The organism is Snodgrassella sp. M0351 (assembly GCF_016100575.1).
Classification (GTDB): Bacteria; Pseudomonadota; Gammaproteobacteria; order Burkholderiales; family Neisseriaceae; genus Snodgrassella; species Snodgrassella alvi.
The window spans coordinates 24,845-43,269 of the sequence record NZ_JACFSG010000006.1; the positions used below are offsets into that span (position 1 = coordinate 24,845).

Consider the following 18,425-nt stretch of genomic DNA (forward strand, 5'->3'; position numbering starts at 1 on the left):
AGAAATATTTTTTATCTGCAGCATATCCGGATAGCTGTACTCACAAGTACAGTCAATACTATTCACAAAGACGATACTTCCGGAATAACAAAAAAAATCAGGCAAAATCATTACCATGAATAATGGCTGCTGGCGGCAGAATATGCCCTTCTGCTTTGGCAGCCGTCGGATTATGGTTCAGTATTAACTCAATCAGGGTGCATATTGAGCAAAAATTTCCTCAATCATATTATTGATTGGAGTCCAGTCAATTGCAGCCATATTTCCATTAGTGGGAATCGCATTAGCCGCAGTTAAATCCTGACCATTCTGGTTGCGCGTATTCACTTCAACATCCATTGACAAACCTACCCGCAGCGGATGTGCAGCCAGCTCTTTCGGATCCAGAGCAATCCGCACCGGCACACGCTGTACCACCTTAATCCAGTTACCGGTTGCATTTTGTGCCGGCAACAGTGAGAACGCAGCTCCCGTACCTGCTGACAGACCGGCTACCTTACCGTGATAAGTCACCTTACTGCCATATACATCTGCACTGATTTCCACCGGCTGACCAATACGGATTTTAGCCAGCTGACTTTCCTTAAAGTTTGCATCCACCCACACATTATTCAATGGTACAACCGCCATCAGTGCAGCACCGGTGGCTACCTTCTGCCCTACCTGTACATTACGCTTGGCAACCTGTCCGTCAACCGGAGCCTTAATCTGAGTACGTTGCAAATCCAGCCATGCACTCTTCAGATGACTGACAGCAGTCATCACTGCCGGCTGCTGACGCAGCGGAACATTGTGACCCAATACTGCTTTGGCCGCGCTTTCCTGTCCCTGCATAGCTTTCAGATTAGCCTGTGCTTCCTGTACTGCATCACGCGCATGACTCAGCTCCTCAGCAGAGATGGCATCTGTACCGGCTAGACTCTGGCGGCGCTGTAAGTCAGCCTGCAAACGTTTTAACTGTGCCTGTTGCGCTGCAACCTGTGCACTGGCCTGACGTGATTGAGCAGTCTGCTGCTGATTCTGGCGAATTGCATTAATCAGCTCATCATGTGCCCGTTCAAACGCCAGCTGCATATCACTGTTATCCAGCTCTACCAGCACCTGACCGGCTTTCACAGTTTGCGTATCATCCACATTTACCTTTTGTACCGTACCGGTAATTTGCGGGGTTATCTGTACCAGATGGCCATTCACATACGCATCATCGGTAGATTCTTTATGCTGCCAAACCAGCAGATACATCAGCAGACAACCCAGTGCAATCAGCAGAAAAATCACGGTCAGCAACACGAGTTTACGTTTGCGGCCGGCCGGTACCCGTTCTGACTGCGGCTGAACCGCCGGTTGTGAGGTGGTTACCGCCTCGTTAGTTTGCTTTTGTTCACTCATACGAAAATAGCTCAATAAAATTTAAAAATAACAATAAATTAACGAGTAGCCTCAGCATCTGACATCTGGAAACCGCCGCCCAGAGAAGCATGCAGACTATTCCAGCTTTGCTGCTGCCAGGCAATGGTTTTAACTAAATCAGCCCGTGCACTCAGAGCTGCGTCTTCACGCTGTAGTCTGGTAATAGCATTGTCCAGACCGGCTGCCTGACGCTTGCTGCTGGCAGCCGCATTTTTCTGTGCCACCTGCCATGCCTGCTGCTGTAATGGCAGTGCCACAGTACTGTGCTGATAATCACTAATTGCATCAGCTGCCTGCTGCAAGGCAGTCAATACGGTTTTATCATATTGAGCTACCTGTTCATTATAAGCAGAGCGTTTACCGGATAATGCCGCCTGTAAACTGCCTGAAGTAAATAACGGCAGAGTAATGGCCGGAACAACACCCAGCATCCGTGAAGAAGAGTGCACCAGATCAAACGCATCAACATGCGCAAGACCTGCCAGACCCTTAATTTCAATATTAGGATAAAAAGCAGCCTCAGCCGCCTTTACACCAAAATAATTTGACTGTAACAACGCCCGCTGTGCAGCAATATCAGGCCGCTGCCCTAAAATATCCGCCCGCAAACCATCAATCGCAACTGCCGGCACCTTACCCAATGGCTGCGGTACTGCTTCCGGCAACTGGGTCGGTGATAATCCGACCAGTGCCGCAATACCATGACGGGTACGTTCAATATCCGCCTGTGTCTGACGTAAAGCACTTTGTAAATTCAGCACAGTCTGCGTAAAAGCATACTCATCACTTGCCGGCTGCAAACCTGCGCGAATCCGGTTTGCAACCAGCTTCTGCAACTGCTGATTCACTGCAATACGCTGTTTCAGAATATCCGACTGTTCCTGTAACTGCTGCCATTGCGTATATTGCGACACAATACTCTGACTCAGTACCAGCCGGGCCTGTTCCTGCTGATAAGAAGCTGCAAGACGGGAACCCAGCGCTGCCTTAATCAGATTACGCTGCCTGCCCCAGAAATCAAAAGTATAATTAACCGCTACCGCAGCCATTTCATTACTGAAAACATGATTCGGGTTATCCCCGTCCCGGTTTGAGTCAGGCTTCGGATTCAGATAGGCGGCCACGCCATTAGCCTGAACCCCGACCTGAACACCAGCCTCGCCTCTGGCACCACGCCATTGAGCCTCAGCTTCTGCAATACGCGCAGCTGCAATACGTAAATCCGGCGCATTGGACAAGCCGGTTTCCATTAATCTGTTTAACAATGGCTGATTCAGCCCCAGCCACCAGTTTTGTTTCACTGCTACAGTCTGCCCTGCCGGCAATTGCAGCTGACCGGCATCCTGTGGATTTTCCAACTCAGGCTGTTTGCCAAAATTGGCACAAGCAGATAACAGCAGCAAAGCAACAGGGCTAACAAGAGCCAGCTGACGTAATCGGGGCGCAGATACAGTTAATTTCATGCAAATCTCAGCAAAAAGTTAAGCAGCGGTTAATAATTTAGTTAACAGCTGCTGTAATTGTTCATATTCCGGTTCACTCAGGGCTGACCATACCCTCCGGTGAACCTCATTGGTTTCCGGACTAACCGTTTGAATCAGATCTTCACCGGCTTTAGTTAGCTTCAGCGTAATCTTGCGCCGGTCATAAGGATGAGTAGAGCGCGTAGCCCAGCCATTAAGCACCAGTTCATCCGATAAACGCGTTGCACTGGTACGAGTCAGATTCAGAATACTGCTCAGTTCTGATGGTAAAATCTCATGATTCGGGCGTGAATACACTGCCAGCAATGCATGCCACAGACTTTCTGATAAATGGTGCTTGTGTAAACGCTCATTCAGCTCACCGTGAATCGACGTATGTACCAGACGGATTAACCGGCTGAGCATCACCAACTGAACATTCATGCTTGGCATTTTCACTGCCAGCACCTCTAAAGTAGCTTCCAGTTCGGTAGCAGGAAGAGAAAAACCCATCTTAGAACACCTCAAAATCCAAAAAATAAACCATTTTAATAACCATACCACTTATTATAAATGAAGCTTATTATTTAGCTGAAAATATTCCATCCCTAAAATAGTCACTACCTTAGCAAATTTTTTGAAAAGCCCTCTTATCTATCTGTATATCTGCATATTGCCGGTAACAGTAAATACCCTATACCGTTATCGTTTTTTCCAGCCCTCATCTATCACCTGTCAAATACAATTACCGGAAACAGACTCTACAGACCAGAATAGCAAATTGCTTTAGCGCATCATCCGTCGTTGCAGAAATGAAACAACCCGGACAGCATTCAGCAATACCGGTTAACCAGTTTTCAACTCAAAAAAACCATCACTTAAACTTGTTAATAATTGGCTGCAAAGACCATAAACATAATTATTTTTCTATACAAACCATAAAGTAACAACTCAAAACCATACTTATGTGTTAAGAGCATAATTATATTTAATAACAGATTAAATATAGAGACATTTTGAATTTTTTTACGCCTTATTAACCAGATACCGGTTTTACCGGCTTCTCCACAACAACCTTTGACACCAGCCTTAAACAAAATTGCATCTTCCACTCTGTACAAAACTGCAATTTTCTTAGCAAATACATTACCAATAACGACATAAGCAGCATATTCAGCTTATTCCGCAGACAACCTACCGATACAACATCATCACAATATATACATATCCTGACTAACTCCTGCATCAGTAAAAAAACAGGCTGCTTCAAAAGCAGCCTGTTTCCACATAACCAGAATTAAATACCTGCGGCTTCACGCAACAGTTGCGCTTTATCCGTACGTTCCCAGGTAAATTCAGGCTCTTCACGCCCGAAATGACCATATGCCGCTGTTTTCGCATAAATTGGTCGCTGCAAATCCAACATTTTAATAATACCTTTCGGACGCAAATCAAAATGTTTCTGCACAATTTCAATCAGCTTGTTTTCATCGATTTTGCCGGTACCGAAAGTGTCAATCGCAATTGAAGTAGGCTGTGCAATACCGATAGCATAGGAAATCTGAATCTGACACTGACTGGCCAGACCGGCAGCAACAATATTCTTAGCCACATAGCGGCAGGCATAAGCAGCAGAGCGGTCCACCTTGGTAGGATCTTTACCGGAAAAAGCACCGCCGCCATGAGGGGCCGCCCCGCCATAAGTATCCACGATAATTTTGCGACCAGTAAGACCACAGTCGCCTTGCGGACCACCAATGACAAAACGCCCGGTCGGATTAATCAGATATTGCGTCTCTTCAGTCAGCATATCAGCAGGTAACACCGGCTTAATAATATATTCCTTAACAGCTGCAACCAGCTCATCACGCTCGATATCCGGCTCATGTTGCGTAGACAGCACCACAGTATCAATACGTTTTACCTTTCCGGTTTCACTGTCATACACACAGGTAAGCTGTGCCTTGGCATCAGGACGCAGCCACGGCAGTTCACCACTTTTACGCACTTCACTCTGACGCTGCATCAGACGGTGTGCATAATAAATTGCAAACGGCATCAGCGTAGGCGTTTCATCACAGGCATAACCGAACATCAGTCCCTGATCGCCTGCACCCATGTCCAGGTCAAGCCCTTCCCCTTCATTAACCCCCTGAGCAATATCAGGAGACTGCTCGTCATAACACACCATCACCGCACAGCCACTGGCATCAAACCCCAGTTCTGATGAGTTATAACCGATACGTTTAATTGTATCGCGTGCAACCTGTATATAATTAATATGCGCACGTGTAGAAACTTCACCGGCCAGAACACACAAACCGGTATTTACCAGAGTTTCAGCTGCAACACGTGCAGTAGGATCCTGAGTCAGGATAGCGTCTAAAATAGAATCGGAAATCTGGTCGGCAACTTTATCCGGATGACCTTCGGATACCGACTCGGAAGTAAACAGAAATTCACTCATAATTGGCGGATACTTTCTGATGCTAATCAAGCATTATGATGGGCAGTTATAAATGCTTTTGTTACAATGTCGCCCAAATTTTCGAGTTTGAGATACAGAACGGATGCAAAAGCTGGTTTATTTCATATTTTTCCTGTTGGCATTAATCCCTTTACCTGTTTTACAGGGTTTAGGTTCCGTACTGGGGCGCCTTGGCTTTTACTTCGCCACCAGTGAACGTAAACGCACAACTAAAAATCTGCATTTTAGCAAACTTGCTGCCAACGACCAAGAATCAGAAAAACTGGTTAAATCCATTTTTGCAGAAACAGCCAAAAGCGGGCTTGAGTTATCCATAGCCTGGACCCGCTCAAGCAAGCATATCGTCTCATTATTTAAAGAAGTACACGGCTGGGAACACATAGAAGCCGCTATTGAACGCAACGAAGGTTTGCTTTTAATTACACCACATCTGGGCAATTATGATCTTGCCGGCCGTTTTCTGAGCGAAAAACTGCCTTTTCCGCTTACCGCCATGTACCGCCCGCCTAAAATAAGCTGGCTGGAAAGCGTTATGAATAGCGGACGTGTACGTGATAACGGCTATACCGCTCCTGCCAATATGCTGGGGGTAAAACAAATTGTACGGGCATTAAAAAATAAGCAGGCTACCATTGTACTGCCCGATCAGGTACCCGGCGAAGGAGAAGGTGTATGGGCAACCTTTTTTGGTCAGCCTGCCTACACCATGACCCTGGCCTCTCGTTTGGCCATCATGCCTGAAGTAACCCCCCTGTTCTTTTGCGGCGAACGCCTGCCGCACGGCCGAGGCTTTGCTCTTCATATCGCACCGCTTGAAGGCACACTCAACGGCAACCGCGAACATGATGCACAGATTATTAATAATAATGTTGAAAAATGGGTAACACGTTTCCCAAACCAGTACCTGTTTGGTTATAACCGGTATAAATGGCGTAAAAACAGACCTGCTATCTAAAAACCATCGAAAAATTAGCAAACTATATCTTATACAAACAATATAGAAATCACAGAAGAATTATCCTTAAATTATAATTATTCAGAAATTACTTAATATATTTATTCAAAAAATTTTCAATTATATATGCTATATATTAAGCTTAATTATACTCTGGGTACGTAATATATCCCATAATTACGCAGATTAATCGAAAGTCACTAGCATAAAATATTTCAGGATTTTTAATATCTTGCTTACCGATAAAAAAGACTTGAGCTCTCTCTTTATTTCCTGCATTTAAGGCTTCTTGTGAATCTTTTTGTGCATTTTCGAGTTCTTTCCGAAATATAGTTTTTTTAGCTTTAGACCATTTATCCCATTCAACATATAGTTTATAAAAGCGTGAAGGTTTGCGCACTCCGTTCTCGTTTTTTTTCCACTCTCCTGAAAGTGGTATAATAATTTGCTTCTGATCAAAATTAATCTTATTCCATAACAATTGTGAATAAAAAACATGATTTTCTTGGTAGTACTGAATTGGTGTTTTGAGCTTTTTGAAAACAGTCATATAAGTATCTGCATTGATACCTGATATATCTAAGGACATATTACGATCATACGGATAACTAATAAATGCTCGGCAAATCTGTCGTATTGTATTAACCTGACGTCGAGATGATTTTTTTTGCTCATCATCTTTATCATTAATCGTTGAGGATGTAGATCTTGTTGAACTTGATCGAATTCCTTGAGCTCGGATTTCAGAGCTAACAATTGGACGCTCGTCAATTAACTTTAAACCATTTGGCATTAGTTCTGGCACAGCATCAAGTATATTTCGGATACTTTTTTTCTGTCCTTGTGCAATATATTTATTTTCAGCATCCGCATCACATCCGGGTTTATGTTCTGTACTCGGCATACGATTAAATGAAGGTCTTTTTTTGTTTTCTTTTCGCCAAGATGATGGATACACATCAATTCCACATCCCCAGCACATATAATTTTTAGTATCTATTTTATCACTGTGCTGAAGTTGATAAATATCAACAATTTCTTTTGTTTTTTTATCACGCGCTAAGTCCATAAATTTTTTCTCTCTCTTAATAGTACATTATTTATATCTTAAATAAATGTTCAATTCACTTCTATTATTTATAAATTAATAAAACTTAAAATTAATTAATTATATAATTTTGATAATATATGAATTGAAGGATTTATGTACTTAAATCATAAGGTCAGGATTCAATAACAGCGGTACAAAAGATGTTATTCAGAGCGTATTCTATAATAGATTACTTAATTAGAACCTTGATATCAATTAAATAAATGCATATGAATTATGACTGAAATCAGATTAAATAAAATTGTATAGATTACTTATCTAGCAAATATAAATTTTTAATTATTATAAATTAAACATATATAAACATCAAAAGTATAAATAAATTGTTTGGCAAAATATTAAGCAATTACCTAATTATAAATTTGTTTTATTTTTATTAAATTATATACCTTGAAATTTTTTTCTTTTATATTTGCCTGCAAAACTTTACTTATTTTCAGAATTTACAATATATCTTTATTGACCTGTTCACAAAAAAAAGAGCCCATAAAGGCTCTTTTTGAATATATAAACTGTTTTGGTAGTGGCAATACAGATTAACGTTTTGAGAACTGTTTTGCACGGCGTGCTTTGCGCAGACCGAATTTTTTACGTTCAACTTCACGTGCATCACGAGTAACCAGACCAGCAGCAGACAGAGTTGGTTTCAGAGCTGCATCGTAGTCAATCAGTGCACGGGTAATGCCATGACGAATCGCACCAGACTGACCGGTTTCACCGCCGCCTACAACATTTACTTTAATATCGAAAGCTTCCAGATTTTCAGTCAGTACCAGAGGCTGACGAACAATCATGCGGCCGGTTTCACGACCGAAAAATTCATCCAGCGGACGACCATTTACAATAATCTGACCGCTACCCTTTTGCAGGAAAACACGAGCCACTGAACTTTTGCGGCGACCCGTGCCGTAGTAATATTTACCGTTCATTGCGTGTCCTTAGATATCCAAAACTTTAGGTTGTTGAGCAGCATGGCCATGTTCTGCAGTAGCATATACTTTCAGTTTTTTAATCATGGCATAGCCCAGCGGGCCTTTAGGTAACATACCTTTAACGGCTTTTTCCAGCGCACGGCCAGGAAACAGGTTTTGCATTTCAGCAAAAGTGCGCTCATAAATACCACCAGGAAAACCTGAGTGGCGATAGTATTTTTTGTCAGTCTGTTTCTGACCAGTCACACGCAGTTTGTCAGCGTTAATTACAATAATGTAATCACCAGTATCAACATGTGGCGTGTATTCTGGCTTATGTTTGCCACGCAGACGGCGGGCGATTTCAGCAGCCAGACGACCCAGAACTTTGTCTTGAGCATCAACCACATACCAATCGCGCTTCACCTCATGGGGCTTAGCTGAAAAGGTTTTCATAAAAGCTAATCCAGATAAATATACGAAAGCTTCTAATATTAAAGATTAATCAATTGATTGTCAATTGCTGTACAGGGTTTGTATGACAATTTCCCTGTACTGAGCAGGATACAGTTGCATTGATGATTACATCTGTAGTCATATTCAGCCGATACGTCTGAAAGGCGGTAAACACGCCAGTAACTGTTTACCATATCGCGCAGTCAGAATACGATTATCCAGAATAGTAACCCGGCCGTAATCTGTTTCAGTCCGAATCAGCCGCCCTACAGCCTGAATCAGCTTGATACTGGCTTCCGGCACAGTAATCTCCATAAACGGGTTACCGCCGCGTGCCTCTATCCACTGATTGCGGGTTTTCTCAATTGGATTATCCGGCATGGCAAACGGCAACTTAGCAATAATGACCTGCACACACATCTCACCGGGTAAATCCAGACCTTCAGCGAAACTGTCTAGACCGAAAATAATACTTGGACGACCGGCAGCAATTGCCTCATGATGGCGCTCTAATAATATCTGTTTAGGTATTTCTCCCTGCACCAGCAATAAGGGTAAATGACTGTCCGGCAATTTCAGTGCAACCTCCTGCATTTGCCGCCGAGAAGAAAATAATACCAGTGTCCCAATAGGTTCGTTTTCACTAATCAGCTTCGGCAGCCATTTAACAATTTCGCTGGTATGCGCTGCCGCATCTTTCGGGCTGGCTGCTAGTGCCGGTATATACAGCTCACCCTGTTCTGCAAAATGAAACGGACTGTCCAGTGCCAGCATAGTAGTATCAGGCAGCCAGCTCAGGCCTGTTTGCTTTAACAGTAAATCAAATGTACCCAGTGAGCGCAACGTAGCCGAAGTCAGCAATGCTCCTGCTGCCCGCCGCCACAAACCACTGGCCAGCTTACTGGCACTGGTAATGGGAGAGGCATGAAAGTTGTAGTCAACCTTATCTTTAGCTATCCGAGTAATCCATTTAGCCAGTGGTGCTTCGCCTTCAACTTTTTCCGTGGACATTAAATCCCATACATCCACGACCTGTTCAGCTCGCGCCAGCAGCATGCCCAAATCCGTACTGAGTTGATCAAGCAGGCTGCTATCCTTATTCTTATCCCGTCTGGAGGCAGATAATGCCTCATTCATACCGTTTAAATGTTTCAGCAGCATTCGTGCGGCGATAGCGGTATTATTTACCAGCATATTCAAACTCGATGGTATTTCACCATCCGGCCACAGCCAGCTGCTTTCTTCGATACCGTCCTGTACTGCCAGACTGGGTTCATCAGCCAGACAAATCAGCCATTCCTGCAAACTTTCCTGCAAACCCGATGCAGCTTCAACAGCCAGCACTGCAAGTTCACTTTTATCCAGCACACCAGCTACTTTATCTACAATATTACCAATCCGGTCTAAAAACCATAATGTCTGATTCAAACTATGTTCAGCCGCAAATTGCTGTAAAGCTTTATGCGGCAAATGGTGCGCTTCATCGATACAATAAAAACTGTTGGCCGGTGCCGGCAAAATTACACCACCGCCCATGCCGATATCAGCCAGCAGTAAATCATGATTGGCTACCACAACATTCACCGTTTCCAGCGTCTCCCGCGCCAGAAAAAAAGGACACTCGGCGCGGTTCGGGCACCCGGATTTCAAACAGCCATGGCGATCATTAGTTACTTTCTGCCATAAACCGTCGTCAATTTGTTCCGGCCATGTATCCCGGTCTCCATTAAAAGTACGGGCAGCAAACTGATCTGCCATATTACGCAATACAGCCAATTCGTCCTTTTTAGGCTTCTGCTCCCAGAGTACCATTTGTGGTTCAAAACCCTGCAAACTGTCCTGTGCGTTTAATTGGGTTAATTGATACAGTTTATAGGGACATAAATAACGTCCGCGGCCTTTAGCCAGAGCAAAACTAAGACTCAGTCCGCTGTGCCTGACTACAAACGGTAAATCACGCCCGACCAGTTGTTCCTGCAAGGCGACAGTCGCACTGCTTACTACCAGTATTTTGCCGCGCGTCTGCGCCATAATACCGCCGGCAAGTAAATATGCCAGACTTTTACCTACTCCTGTCGGCCCCTCTACTACAACGATAGACTCACCATTGCGCTCCGGTGCATCCTCACCATCCTGCTGTTGCTGAGTGCGTGAAAATGCATTAGCAACGGCTGCAATCATTTCCCGCTGTGCCTGCCGGGGCCGGAAATTAGGCAAACTTCTGGCAATACTTTGGTAATGATCACGTATGGCGTTTTTTTCTAAATCAGTAAGCATAACAATTCAAACAATAGGCAAATAGCATAAACCCATATTCTTTTAAGTAGTAAAGTTATTTAAAATCAGTATATTTACAAACTAATTCCAATTATATACTTAAATTCCATATTAAATTTTTAGCAGGCACATTATGAACAAAATTATCTATTTCGTTTTATTCTGTCTCGTGACAACAGGTCTTATTGCCTGCTCTAAAACTCAGCAAGATTCCACAGCAGCCAGTACGACCAAAAAAGAGCTGGTTTTTGGTGCCTCTGCTATGCCTTACAGCACAGTATTTGAACAAGGCATTAAACCTATTCTGGAAAAACAGGGCTACACCATTAAAACCATGAATTTTTCCACGCTGGAAGTGAATAATCAATCTGTTAATAATGGTCAGGTTGATTTTAATCTGGATCAGCATACTGCCTATCTTAATGTCTTTAACCGTGAAAAAGGTACACATCTGTATCCTCTGGTGCATATCCCTACCATACCGGCTGCCATTTACTCAGACAAATACACATCCTTTCAGCAGGCGCCCAATGGCGCTACTGTGCTGATTCCCAGTGATCCGGCCAATACTTCACGTGCATTGCGCATTCTGACCGATAATCATTTCATTCAGCTCAAATCCGGTACTAACCCGATACTGGCAACATCCAGAGACATTGTCAGCAATCCAAAACAATTGAAAATTAAAGAAATGGATTCAGTCATGATTCCGCGCACACTGGGTGAAGTAGATTTCGGTTTCGCCTCCGGTGGAATTGCTTACCAGTCTAAACTTGATCCGAAAAAAGCCGTACTTCGTGAAAAAGTAATTCCGGAAATGGAAATGGTGGTTACCATTAATGAAAAAAATAAAGATACCCAGTGGGCAAAAGACTTAAAAGCAGCCTATCAATCACCAGAATTTAAACAATTTATGCAGAAATACAATCAAAATCAGATGTGGGCACTGCCACAAGGTGAATAAACCTATCTCATCCTGAAAATTGCCGGTAATACTATCACGCATTACCGGCAATTCATCTATAAATTCATCACGTAACAGTAAAAATTTAAAAACGTATAAGCAGATCACTAATTATTAATCAAAACACTGAAAATAAATCCCGCACTGTAATATTTATTAACGTGAGTTTTGCAGTATGGCTCAATAAAGCGGTACAGCAGCCTAACATGTTTAATAAAAATAACAAAACAAAATTTTTAAATACATTTTATAATATAGAAATTACATAACTTAATTTATAAAAGCATGACTCTTTACAGTATCAAACCTGCTTTTCAAAAATTATTACGCCCGCTCATGTTCTGGCTGTATCGAAAAGGCGTTACAGCAAACCACATTACCCTTTCTGCAATTGGTCTTTCTGTATTAATCGGTGTCATACTGGCTATTTTTCCGCATCCGGGATTATTCTGGCTGCTACCGATTACATTATTTATCAGAATGGCACTCAATGCACTGGATGGCATGCTCGCTCGTGAATGTAACCAGCAAAGCCGGCTTGGTGCTGTCTTAAATGAATTGGGTGATGTCTTATCTGATATTGCCTTATATGTGCCGTTCATTCTGTTACCGGGCAGTAATACAACTGTGGTACTGGTAATGCTCTTTTGTGCAGTACTTACGGAATTCTGCGGCATTCTTGCTCAAACAATTAATGGCATCCGCAGCTATGCGGGTCCCATGGGTAAAAGTGATCGTGCCTTGATTTTCGGTACATGGTCTTTATTACTGGCTATCTGGCCAGAATTAACATCATGGAACAATCTGCTGTGGTGTATATCAATTGTCTTACTGGTCTGGACTTGTGTTAACCGTTGTCGCAGTGCCCTGACCGGAGAACACTGATATGTTGTTGCAAAAATCCTTACTGGTCATTTTCAGCCTTTTATTACTGGCTACAGTTATCAATGGCTTATTAGTGTACCTGAAACCGGATAAAGACTGGCATGAACTCACACTGCGTATTCGAACGTGGTGGATTATTATTATACTGTTTTCTCTGGCATTAATCAGTCCATCCTGGTTAGGGATATGTTTTTTTGCTCTGGTCAGCTTCATGGCGTTAAAAGAATATTTAACGCTGGTACCGGCACGCCATGCAGACCGTATGCCTATCCTGTGGATGTTTATCACTATTCCGATTAATTACTGGTTTATCGGCAGTAACTGGTACGGTTTTTTTATTATATTTATTCCGGTATATATGTTCCTGTTTTTACCGGCACGAATGGTTATTGCTGGTGATACCAAACATTTTCTGCGTACAGTGTCTCAATTGCAGTGGGGCTTGATGACAACTGTATTTGCTTTCAGCCATGTTGCCAGTTTGCTGGTACTGCCGAATGATCATCAGCAAACTGGTGCACTATTGGTACTGTTCCTTGTGGGTTTAACAGAATTCAATGATATTACTCAATACTTGTGGGGTAAATCTCTGGGTAAAATCAAAATAACACCTAAAGTCAGCCCGAACAAAACTCTGGCCGGACTACTTGGCGGCATAGCCAGCACGACAATTGCTGCCATGCTGCTGGGTCCTATACTGACACCACTGAGCTGGGAAATGTCTTTAATTGCAGGTCTGATCATCAGTATAAGCGGATTCTGTGGTGATATTGTCATGTCTGCAATCAAGCGGGATATTGGTATTAAAGACAGCGGCACGATATTACCCGGCCACGGAGGTATTCTTGATCGTCTGGACTCATTGATTTTTACTGCACCGGTATTTTTTCATTTCGTTCGCTATTTTTACTACTAAATCATGCTTAAATCATTACTCAAACCCATATTTGCATTATGTATAGAATGGCCGTTTATGCGTTTCTGGCTGGGTTTGCGTATTCATCAACATCACAATCTGCCTAAACAAGGTCCGGCAATCATTGTTGCTAATCATAATAGCCACATGGATGTATTTGCACTGATGGGTCTATACTCACCTTTACAGCAAAATCAGATTCATCCGGTAGCTGCAGCAGATTACTTTCTGAGTAATAAATGGCTGGCCTGGTTTGCAATTAATATTCTCAACATTATTCCGGTTACCCGTCAGAATGGCGGTCAGAACAATCCGCTTCAGGGTTGTGAAGAAGCCTTACGTCAAAACAAAATCCTTATCCTATTTCCAGAAGGCTCTCGTGGCGAACCCGGAAAAATGCAACCGCTCAAATCAGGTATCTGGTATTTAAGCGCTGCTATGCCAACTGTACCCATCATTCCGGTATGGCTACAGGGAACTGAACAGATTATGGCTAAAGGTAATCGTATTCCGCTGCCCCTATTCATAGACATTAATATTGGCAGTGCCATGTATTACCAGCCGGATAAGGATCAGTTTAAAGCAGATTTATTAAATAATTTACTCGCATTGCGTCCGCAATATATGAAAAGAGATTCTGATGACTGAACAACGCCAAGCAAAAGAAAGTACATTTTATACCAGTGATAAACAAGAATTATTTTATCGACACTGGCCTGCAATTACCTCCGGCACGATACGTAAAGTTATTGTATTGTTTCACCGCGGACATGAACATTCTGGTCGTTTGCAGCACATTGTGGATGAGCTGAACATGCCGGATACGGATTTTTATGCATGGGATGCCCGCGGGCATGGCCATTCTCCCGGCCCTCGCGGTTACAGCCCGTCTCTGGCCCGTTCTGTACAGGATGTGGATGAATTTATGCATTTTGTTGCCGCAGACAGCCAAACTCCCCTTTCGAATATCATAGTGATTGCCCAGAGTGTGGGAGCGGTACTGGCAGCAACATGGGCACATGATTATGCCCCGAAAATTCGCGGGCTTGTATTAGCCTCTCCTGCTTTTAAAGTAAAACTGTACGTGCCGTTTGCCCGGCCATTGCTTAGTTTTGGACAATATGTGAAAGGTCTGTTCTTTGTTAATTCCTATGTCAAAGGCAAGTATCTGACCCATGATCCTGAACGTGTTAACAGTTTTAATAACGATCAGCTGATTACTCGTGCAATTGCAGTAAATATTTTACTGGATTTATACCGTACAGCCGACCGCGTCATTGAAGATGCCGCTGCTATTACTTTACCTACACAACTGCTGATATCCGGTCAGGATTATGTAGTGCACAGGCAACCACAACTGGATTTCTATCAGCGTATTCGCAATCCGCTCAAAGAAATGCACATTCTGCCCGGTTTTTATCACGACACATTGGGCGAACTTAACCGAGAAGAAGCTTTTACAAAAATTCGCAGCTTTATCGATACCTTATATCAGCAGCCAGTAGCCGCTTTTAATTATCAGCATGAAGATCGCTGGAGCCCGAGTGCAGATAACTGGCGTGAATTAAGCGGCGGACCGGTTCCGCTTTCTTTCAGTGCCTTTAGTTATCGTGCCTTACATAAAGGTATGACAACCCTTGGTAAACTTTCTAATGGCATTAAACTGGGTTGTGAAACTGGCTTTGATTCCGGCAGTACACTGGATTATGTTTATCAGAATCAACCTCAGGGTCAAAACTGGCTAGGAAAACAATTTGACAAAGCCTATCTCAATAGCATTGGCTGGCGAGGTATCCGGCAACGCAAAATTAATCTGGAATATATGATTAAACAAGCTGTATCAAAACTACAGGAAGAAAATCTTCCGGTTCGGGTTGTTGATATTGCTGCCGGTCATGGCAGGTATGTCATTGAAGCATTATCCAATATAAATGCAGTTGAAGAAATTTTATTACGCGACTACAGTGAACTTAATGTCAGCAAAGGTCAGCAGATGATTGCTGATTATGGTTTAAGCAATAAAGCGCGATTTGAAATTGGTGATGCCTTCAATCAGGAACAACTCGCAGCACTTACACCTCAGCCAACCCTGAGTATTGTTTCCGGACTGTATGAACTTTTTCCGGATAACTCTCTGTTACGCAATTCACTAAATGGTTTAGCAGCTGCTATCCCTGCCGGTGGTATCCTGATTTACACAAATCAACCTTGGCACCCGCAATTGAAAACCATTGCATGGTCTTTAACCAGCCATCGTCAGGGTCAGCCGTGGATTATGCGTAATCGTTCTCAAGGTGAAATGGATGCTCTGGTAAGTGCAGCCGGTTTTGATAAATGTGCACAAATTATTGATGAATGGGGGATTTTCAGCGTATCCATGGCAATTCGCCGTGCATCATGAAGTTGCGTAGTCAATTAAACTGTTTGGCAGTAGGCTGGTTAATCATTCTGGCGCCGTTTTTCTTGGTAACGTATGAACTGGTTAATCAGTTTACTGCCACACGAGCTGATATTAATAGTGTGGTATATAGCTGGGAACAATACATTCCGTTTATTCCGCTCACCATTATTCCTTACTGTAGTCTGGCTTTGCTCTATAGCATATCTTTATTTTTGTGTCGTTCTATATCTGAACAGACTCGTCAGGCCTGGCGGTTAGTATTAGCTTCTACAATAGCCTGTATCAGTTTTTTACTATTTCCTCTTCGTTTTAGCTTTATCCGTCCCAAAGTTGAAGGTTTTACCGCCTGGTGGTTTAATCAGCTGGAGCAGTTTAATTTATCTTATAATCAGTCTTCAATACTTTATATCATCCTAAGCTGGCTGCTGTGGCAACACTTTTTACAACATACTCCTAAACGTCTGCGCTGGCTGATTCATTGCTGGTTTCTGTTAATTGGTATTTCTGTACTGACGACATGGCAGCATCATCTTATTGATGTAATCATCGGCGTAGCTATTGGTATGTTTATTGACTGGCTAATACCGGTTAAAAAAATACCAAAAACCCATATTCATATACCGTGTACACAGTCAAAAAAGCTGACTAAGTATTATGCAACAGCAGCGCTTGTGTGCTTATGTTTTGGAATTTATTCTACTCCGTGGTTATTATGGCTGGCATTATCTTTATTTATTGTCAGTTGTTCATATCATTTTGGTGTTAATACAATATATAAATCACATCATGGCAAATATTCAGCGGCTACTTATATTCTGTTATTTCCCTGGCGATGTCTGATGACTATTTCCAGATGGCTGTATACCCGTAAAATTCCTGCTATCAGCCCAATCAATGAGCACATTTTTATGGGTAGTTATCCTTGCAGCAGTGTTAAACAAAAAGCCATTCTGGATTTAACATTCGAATTTCCACGCGCCCAATCTACATACAATCGCGTGTATACATGTATACCGATGCTGGATCTGGTTTGTCCCAGTATGTTGCAATTGCAACAAGCTGTCAGTGAATTAGAAAAATTACGTACACAGCACAATAGTGTTTTAATCCATTGCTCATTGGGACTATCACGTAGTGCCATTGTAGTAGTAGCATGGCTACTGGCTTTTGATAATTTTAAAACTGTAGAACAGGCCTGTACATTTGTGCAGCAACAACGCCCGCAAATTGTACTAGGCTCCAAACATATGGAACTTCTTGAGCAATGGCATATCAGCATAACCCAGAATCCAATGAACATGAACTTAGTAAAGTGTTAGTCAGCCACACATTAGCAAGCTGGCGCTTTTTGTTATTGATGGCATTAATACCTTTATTATGGGCAATATTTTGCGCATCTGCCGGCTTAATACGTTCACTGATCACAGCTGGTGCCGGTATAGTTATTTATCAATGCTGGCGGCTATGGCTGGATAATCATTATTTCTCTGAACTCACTCAGGAAAATAACCGGCAGGCTGGTATTATTCTTACTTCTATTTGGCAAAAACAAAAACTGCAAGATTTTACTTTGGAACAAAGATATCAGGGAGCACTGAAGCAACTCAAATATTCCTTAATAAGCTGTGCTCTGCTCTGGCTAATCTGGATTGTTACTTTATTGTTTAAATGAAATATCTGTAGATTTAATGATAAAAATAAGATTAATCTATGTTAAATTAAAATGGTATAGAAATTTTCTATATATAAACAGTTAAGCGAATAAGCGATACATCTGTTACATTCTTTATTCAAAGCTGTAGTCACTTAAATTTTCAATATAGATTATACTAATCATCTTTTTTGTATCAATAAAAAACTAATCAGATGAGTCTGCACATAGCTCTGTATCAACCCCAAATTCCTGCTAATACCGGCAATATCGCCCGTACTTGTGCCGGCACACATACCAGCCTGCATTTAATCCATCCTTTAGGTTTCTCTACCGATGACAAGATGCTTAAGCGTGCTGGCCTGGATTACTGGCCTCATGTAGATATTCATTATCATGACAGTCTGGAAGCATTCATCAGCATGACCGAAACTCAGACTAATGCACAAGTCTACCTGATAGAAACCTACGGCACACGCAACTACACTCAGTTCGACTATAGCGACCCCAATCAGCAAATCTACTTTCTCTTCGGTC

Annotated in this window: 17 protein-coding genes; 9 read left to right on the forward strand and 8 right to left on the reverse strand. The window is 42.5% G+C overall.

Annotated elements, in window-relative coordinates; translation table 11 throughout:
- Nucleotides 1-192: 192 nt before the first annotated feature.
- From H3V01_RS10635 to metK, 4 genes are all read right to left on the reverse strand, one after another.
- Nucleotides 193-1,389: an efflux RND transporter periplasmic adaptor subunit gene (locus H3V01_RS10635; protein WP_025329939.1), complete on the reverse strand. Its 1,197-nt coding sequence runs from the start codon at nucleotides 1,387-1,389 to the stop codon at nucleotides 193-195.
- A gap of 38 nt (nucleotides 1,390-1,427) precedes the next feature.
- Nucleotides 1,428-2,873, reverse strand: coding sequence for an efflux transporter outer membrane subunit (locus tag H3V01_RS10640; RefSeq protein ID WP_198186770.1), 1,446 nt, complete (start codon nucleotides 2,871-2,873; stop codon nucleotides 1,428-1,430).
- A gap of 18 nt (nucleotides 2,874-2,891) precedes the next feature.
- Complete coding sequence (locus H3V01_RS10645) at nucleotides 2,892-3,386, reverse strand: MarR family transcriptional regulator (RefSeq protein WP_037393212.1); 495 nt, start codon at nucleotides 3,384-3,386, stop codon at nucleotides 2,892-2,894.
- 784 nt (nucleotides 3,387-4,170) lie between these two features.
- Complete coding sequence (gene metK, locus H3V01_RS10650; protein ID WP_084562181.1) at nucleotides 4,171-5,340, reverse strand: methionine adenosyltransferase; 1,170 nt, start codon at nucleotides 5,338-5,340, stop codon at nucleotides 4,171-4,173.
- Between the two features lie 103 nt (nucleotides 5,341-5,443).
- On the opposite strand from metK, the gene H3V01_RS10655 reads away from it, so the two are divergent.
- Nucleotides 5,444-6,316: a lysophospholipid acyltransferase family protein gene (locus H3V01_RS10655; RefSeq protein WP_198186771.1), complete on the forward strand. Its 873-nt coding sequence runs from the start codon at nucleotides 5,444-5,446 to the stop codon at nucleotides 6,314-6,316.
- A gap of 142 nt (nucleotides 6,317-6,458) precedes the next feature.
- Here H3V01_RS10655 and H3V01_RS10660 read toward each other — a convergent pair whose 3' ends face one another.
- The 4 genes from H3V01_RS10660 to dinG all read right to left on the reverse strand — a co-directional run bounded on the left by H3V01_RS10660 (nucleotide 6,459) and on the right by dinG (nucleotide 11,071).
- Entirely contained in the window at nucleotides 6,459-7,385 is a 927-nt protein-coding gene (locus H3V01_RS10660) for a hypothetical protein (protein WP_198186772.1), read from the reverse strand.
- Nucleotides 7,386-7,963: 578 nt separating this feature from the next.
- Nucleotides 7,964-8,356 (reverse strand): 30S ribosomal protein S9, encoded by a 393-nt coding sequence (gene rpsI / locus H3V01_RS10665; protein WP_025329932.1) that lies wholly within the window; start codon nucleotides 8,354-8,356, stop codon nucleotides 7,964-7,966.
- A 9-nt stretch (nucleotides 8,357-8,365) separates the two neighbouring features.
- Nucleotides 8,366-8,794, reverse strand: a complete 429-nt coding sequence (gene rplM / locus H3V01_RS10670; protein ID WP_198186773.1) for a 50S ribosomal protein L13 — start codon at nucleotides 8,792-8,794, stop codon at nucleotides 8,366-8,368.
- A gap of 144 nt (nucleotides 8,795-8,938) precedes the next feature.
- On the reverse strand, nucleotides 8,939-11,071 hold the full coding sequence (gene dinG, locus H3V01_RS10675) for an ATP-dependent DNA helicase DinG (RefSeq protein WP_198186774.1): 2,133 nt from the start codon (nucleotides 11,069-11,071) through the stop codon (nucleotides 8,939-8,941).
- A 133-nt stretch (nucleotides 11,072-11,204) separates the two neighbouring features.
- Here dinG and H3V01_RS10680 point away from each other — a divergent pair, with 133 nt between their 5' ends.
- The 8 genes from H3V01_RS10680 to H3V01_RS10715 all read left to right on the forward strand — a co-directional run.
- Nucleotides 11,205-12,035, forward strand: a complete 831-nt coding sequence (locus H3V01_RS10680) for a MetQ/NlpA family ABC transporter substrate-binding protein (RefSeq protein ID WP_084547198.1) — start codon at nucleotides 11,205-11,207, stop codon at nucleotides 12,033-12,035.
- Nucleotides 12,036-12,320: 285 nt separating this feature from the next.
- On the forward strand, nucleotides 12,321-12,920 hold the full coding sequence (locus tag H3V01_RS10685; protein WP_078474481.1) for a CDP-alcohol phosphatidyltransferase family protein: 600 nt from the start codon (nucleotides 12,321-12,323) through the stop codon (nucleotides 12,918-12,920).
- 1 nt (nucleotide 12,921) lies between these two features.
- Entirely contained in the window at nucleotides 12,922-13,836 is a 915-nt protein-coding gene (locus tag H3V01_RS10690) for a phosphatidate cytidylyltransferase (protein WP_078474483.1), read from the forward strand.
- Nucleotides 13,837-13,839: 3 nt separating this feature from the next.
- Nucleotides 13,840-14,484, forward strand: a complete 645-nt coding sequence (locus H3V01_RS10695) for a lysophospholipid acyltransferase family protein (RefSeq protein ID WP_174829743.1) — start codon at nucleotides 13,840-13,842, stop codon at nucleotides 14,482-14,484.
- Nucleotides 14,477-16,237, forward strand: coding sequence for a bifunctional alpha/beta hydrolase/class I SAM-dependent methyltransferase (locus H3V01_RS10700; protein WP_084586658.1), 1,761 nt, complete (start codon nucleotides 14,477-14,479; stop codon nucleotides 16,235-16,237). Before H3V01_RS10695 ends, H3V01_RS10700 begins: the two co-directional genes overlap by 8 nt.
- Nucleotides 16,234-17,556, forward strand: a complete 1,323-nt coding sequence (locus H3V01_RS10705) for a phosphatase PAP2/dual specificity phosphatase family protein (RefSeq protein ID WP_198186775.1) — start codon at nucleotides 16,234-16,236, stop codon at nucleotides 17,554-17,556. The genes H3V01_RS10700 and H3V01_RS10705 overlap by 4 nt, the downstream gene beginning before the upstream one ends.
- Complete coding sequence (locus tag H3V01_RS10710) at nucleotides 17,502-17,909, forward strand: hypothetical protein (RefSeq protein ID WP_078474486.1); 408 nt, start codon at nucleotides 17,502-17,504, stop codon at nucleotides 17,907-17,909. Before H3V01_RS10705 ends, H3V01_RS10710 begins: the two co-directional genes overlap by 55 nt.
- Nucleotides 17,910-18,103: 194 nt before the next feature.
- The coding region (locus H3V01_RS10715; protein ID WP_198186776.1) for a tRNA (cytidine(34)-2'-O)-methyltransferase at nucleotides 18,104-18,425 on the forward strand (322 nt) is incomplete at its 3' end.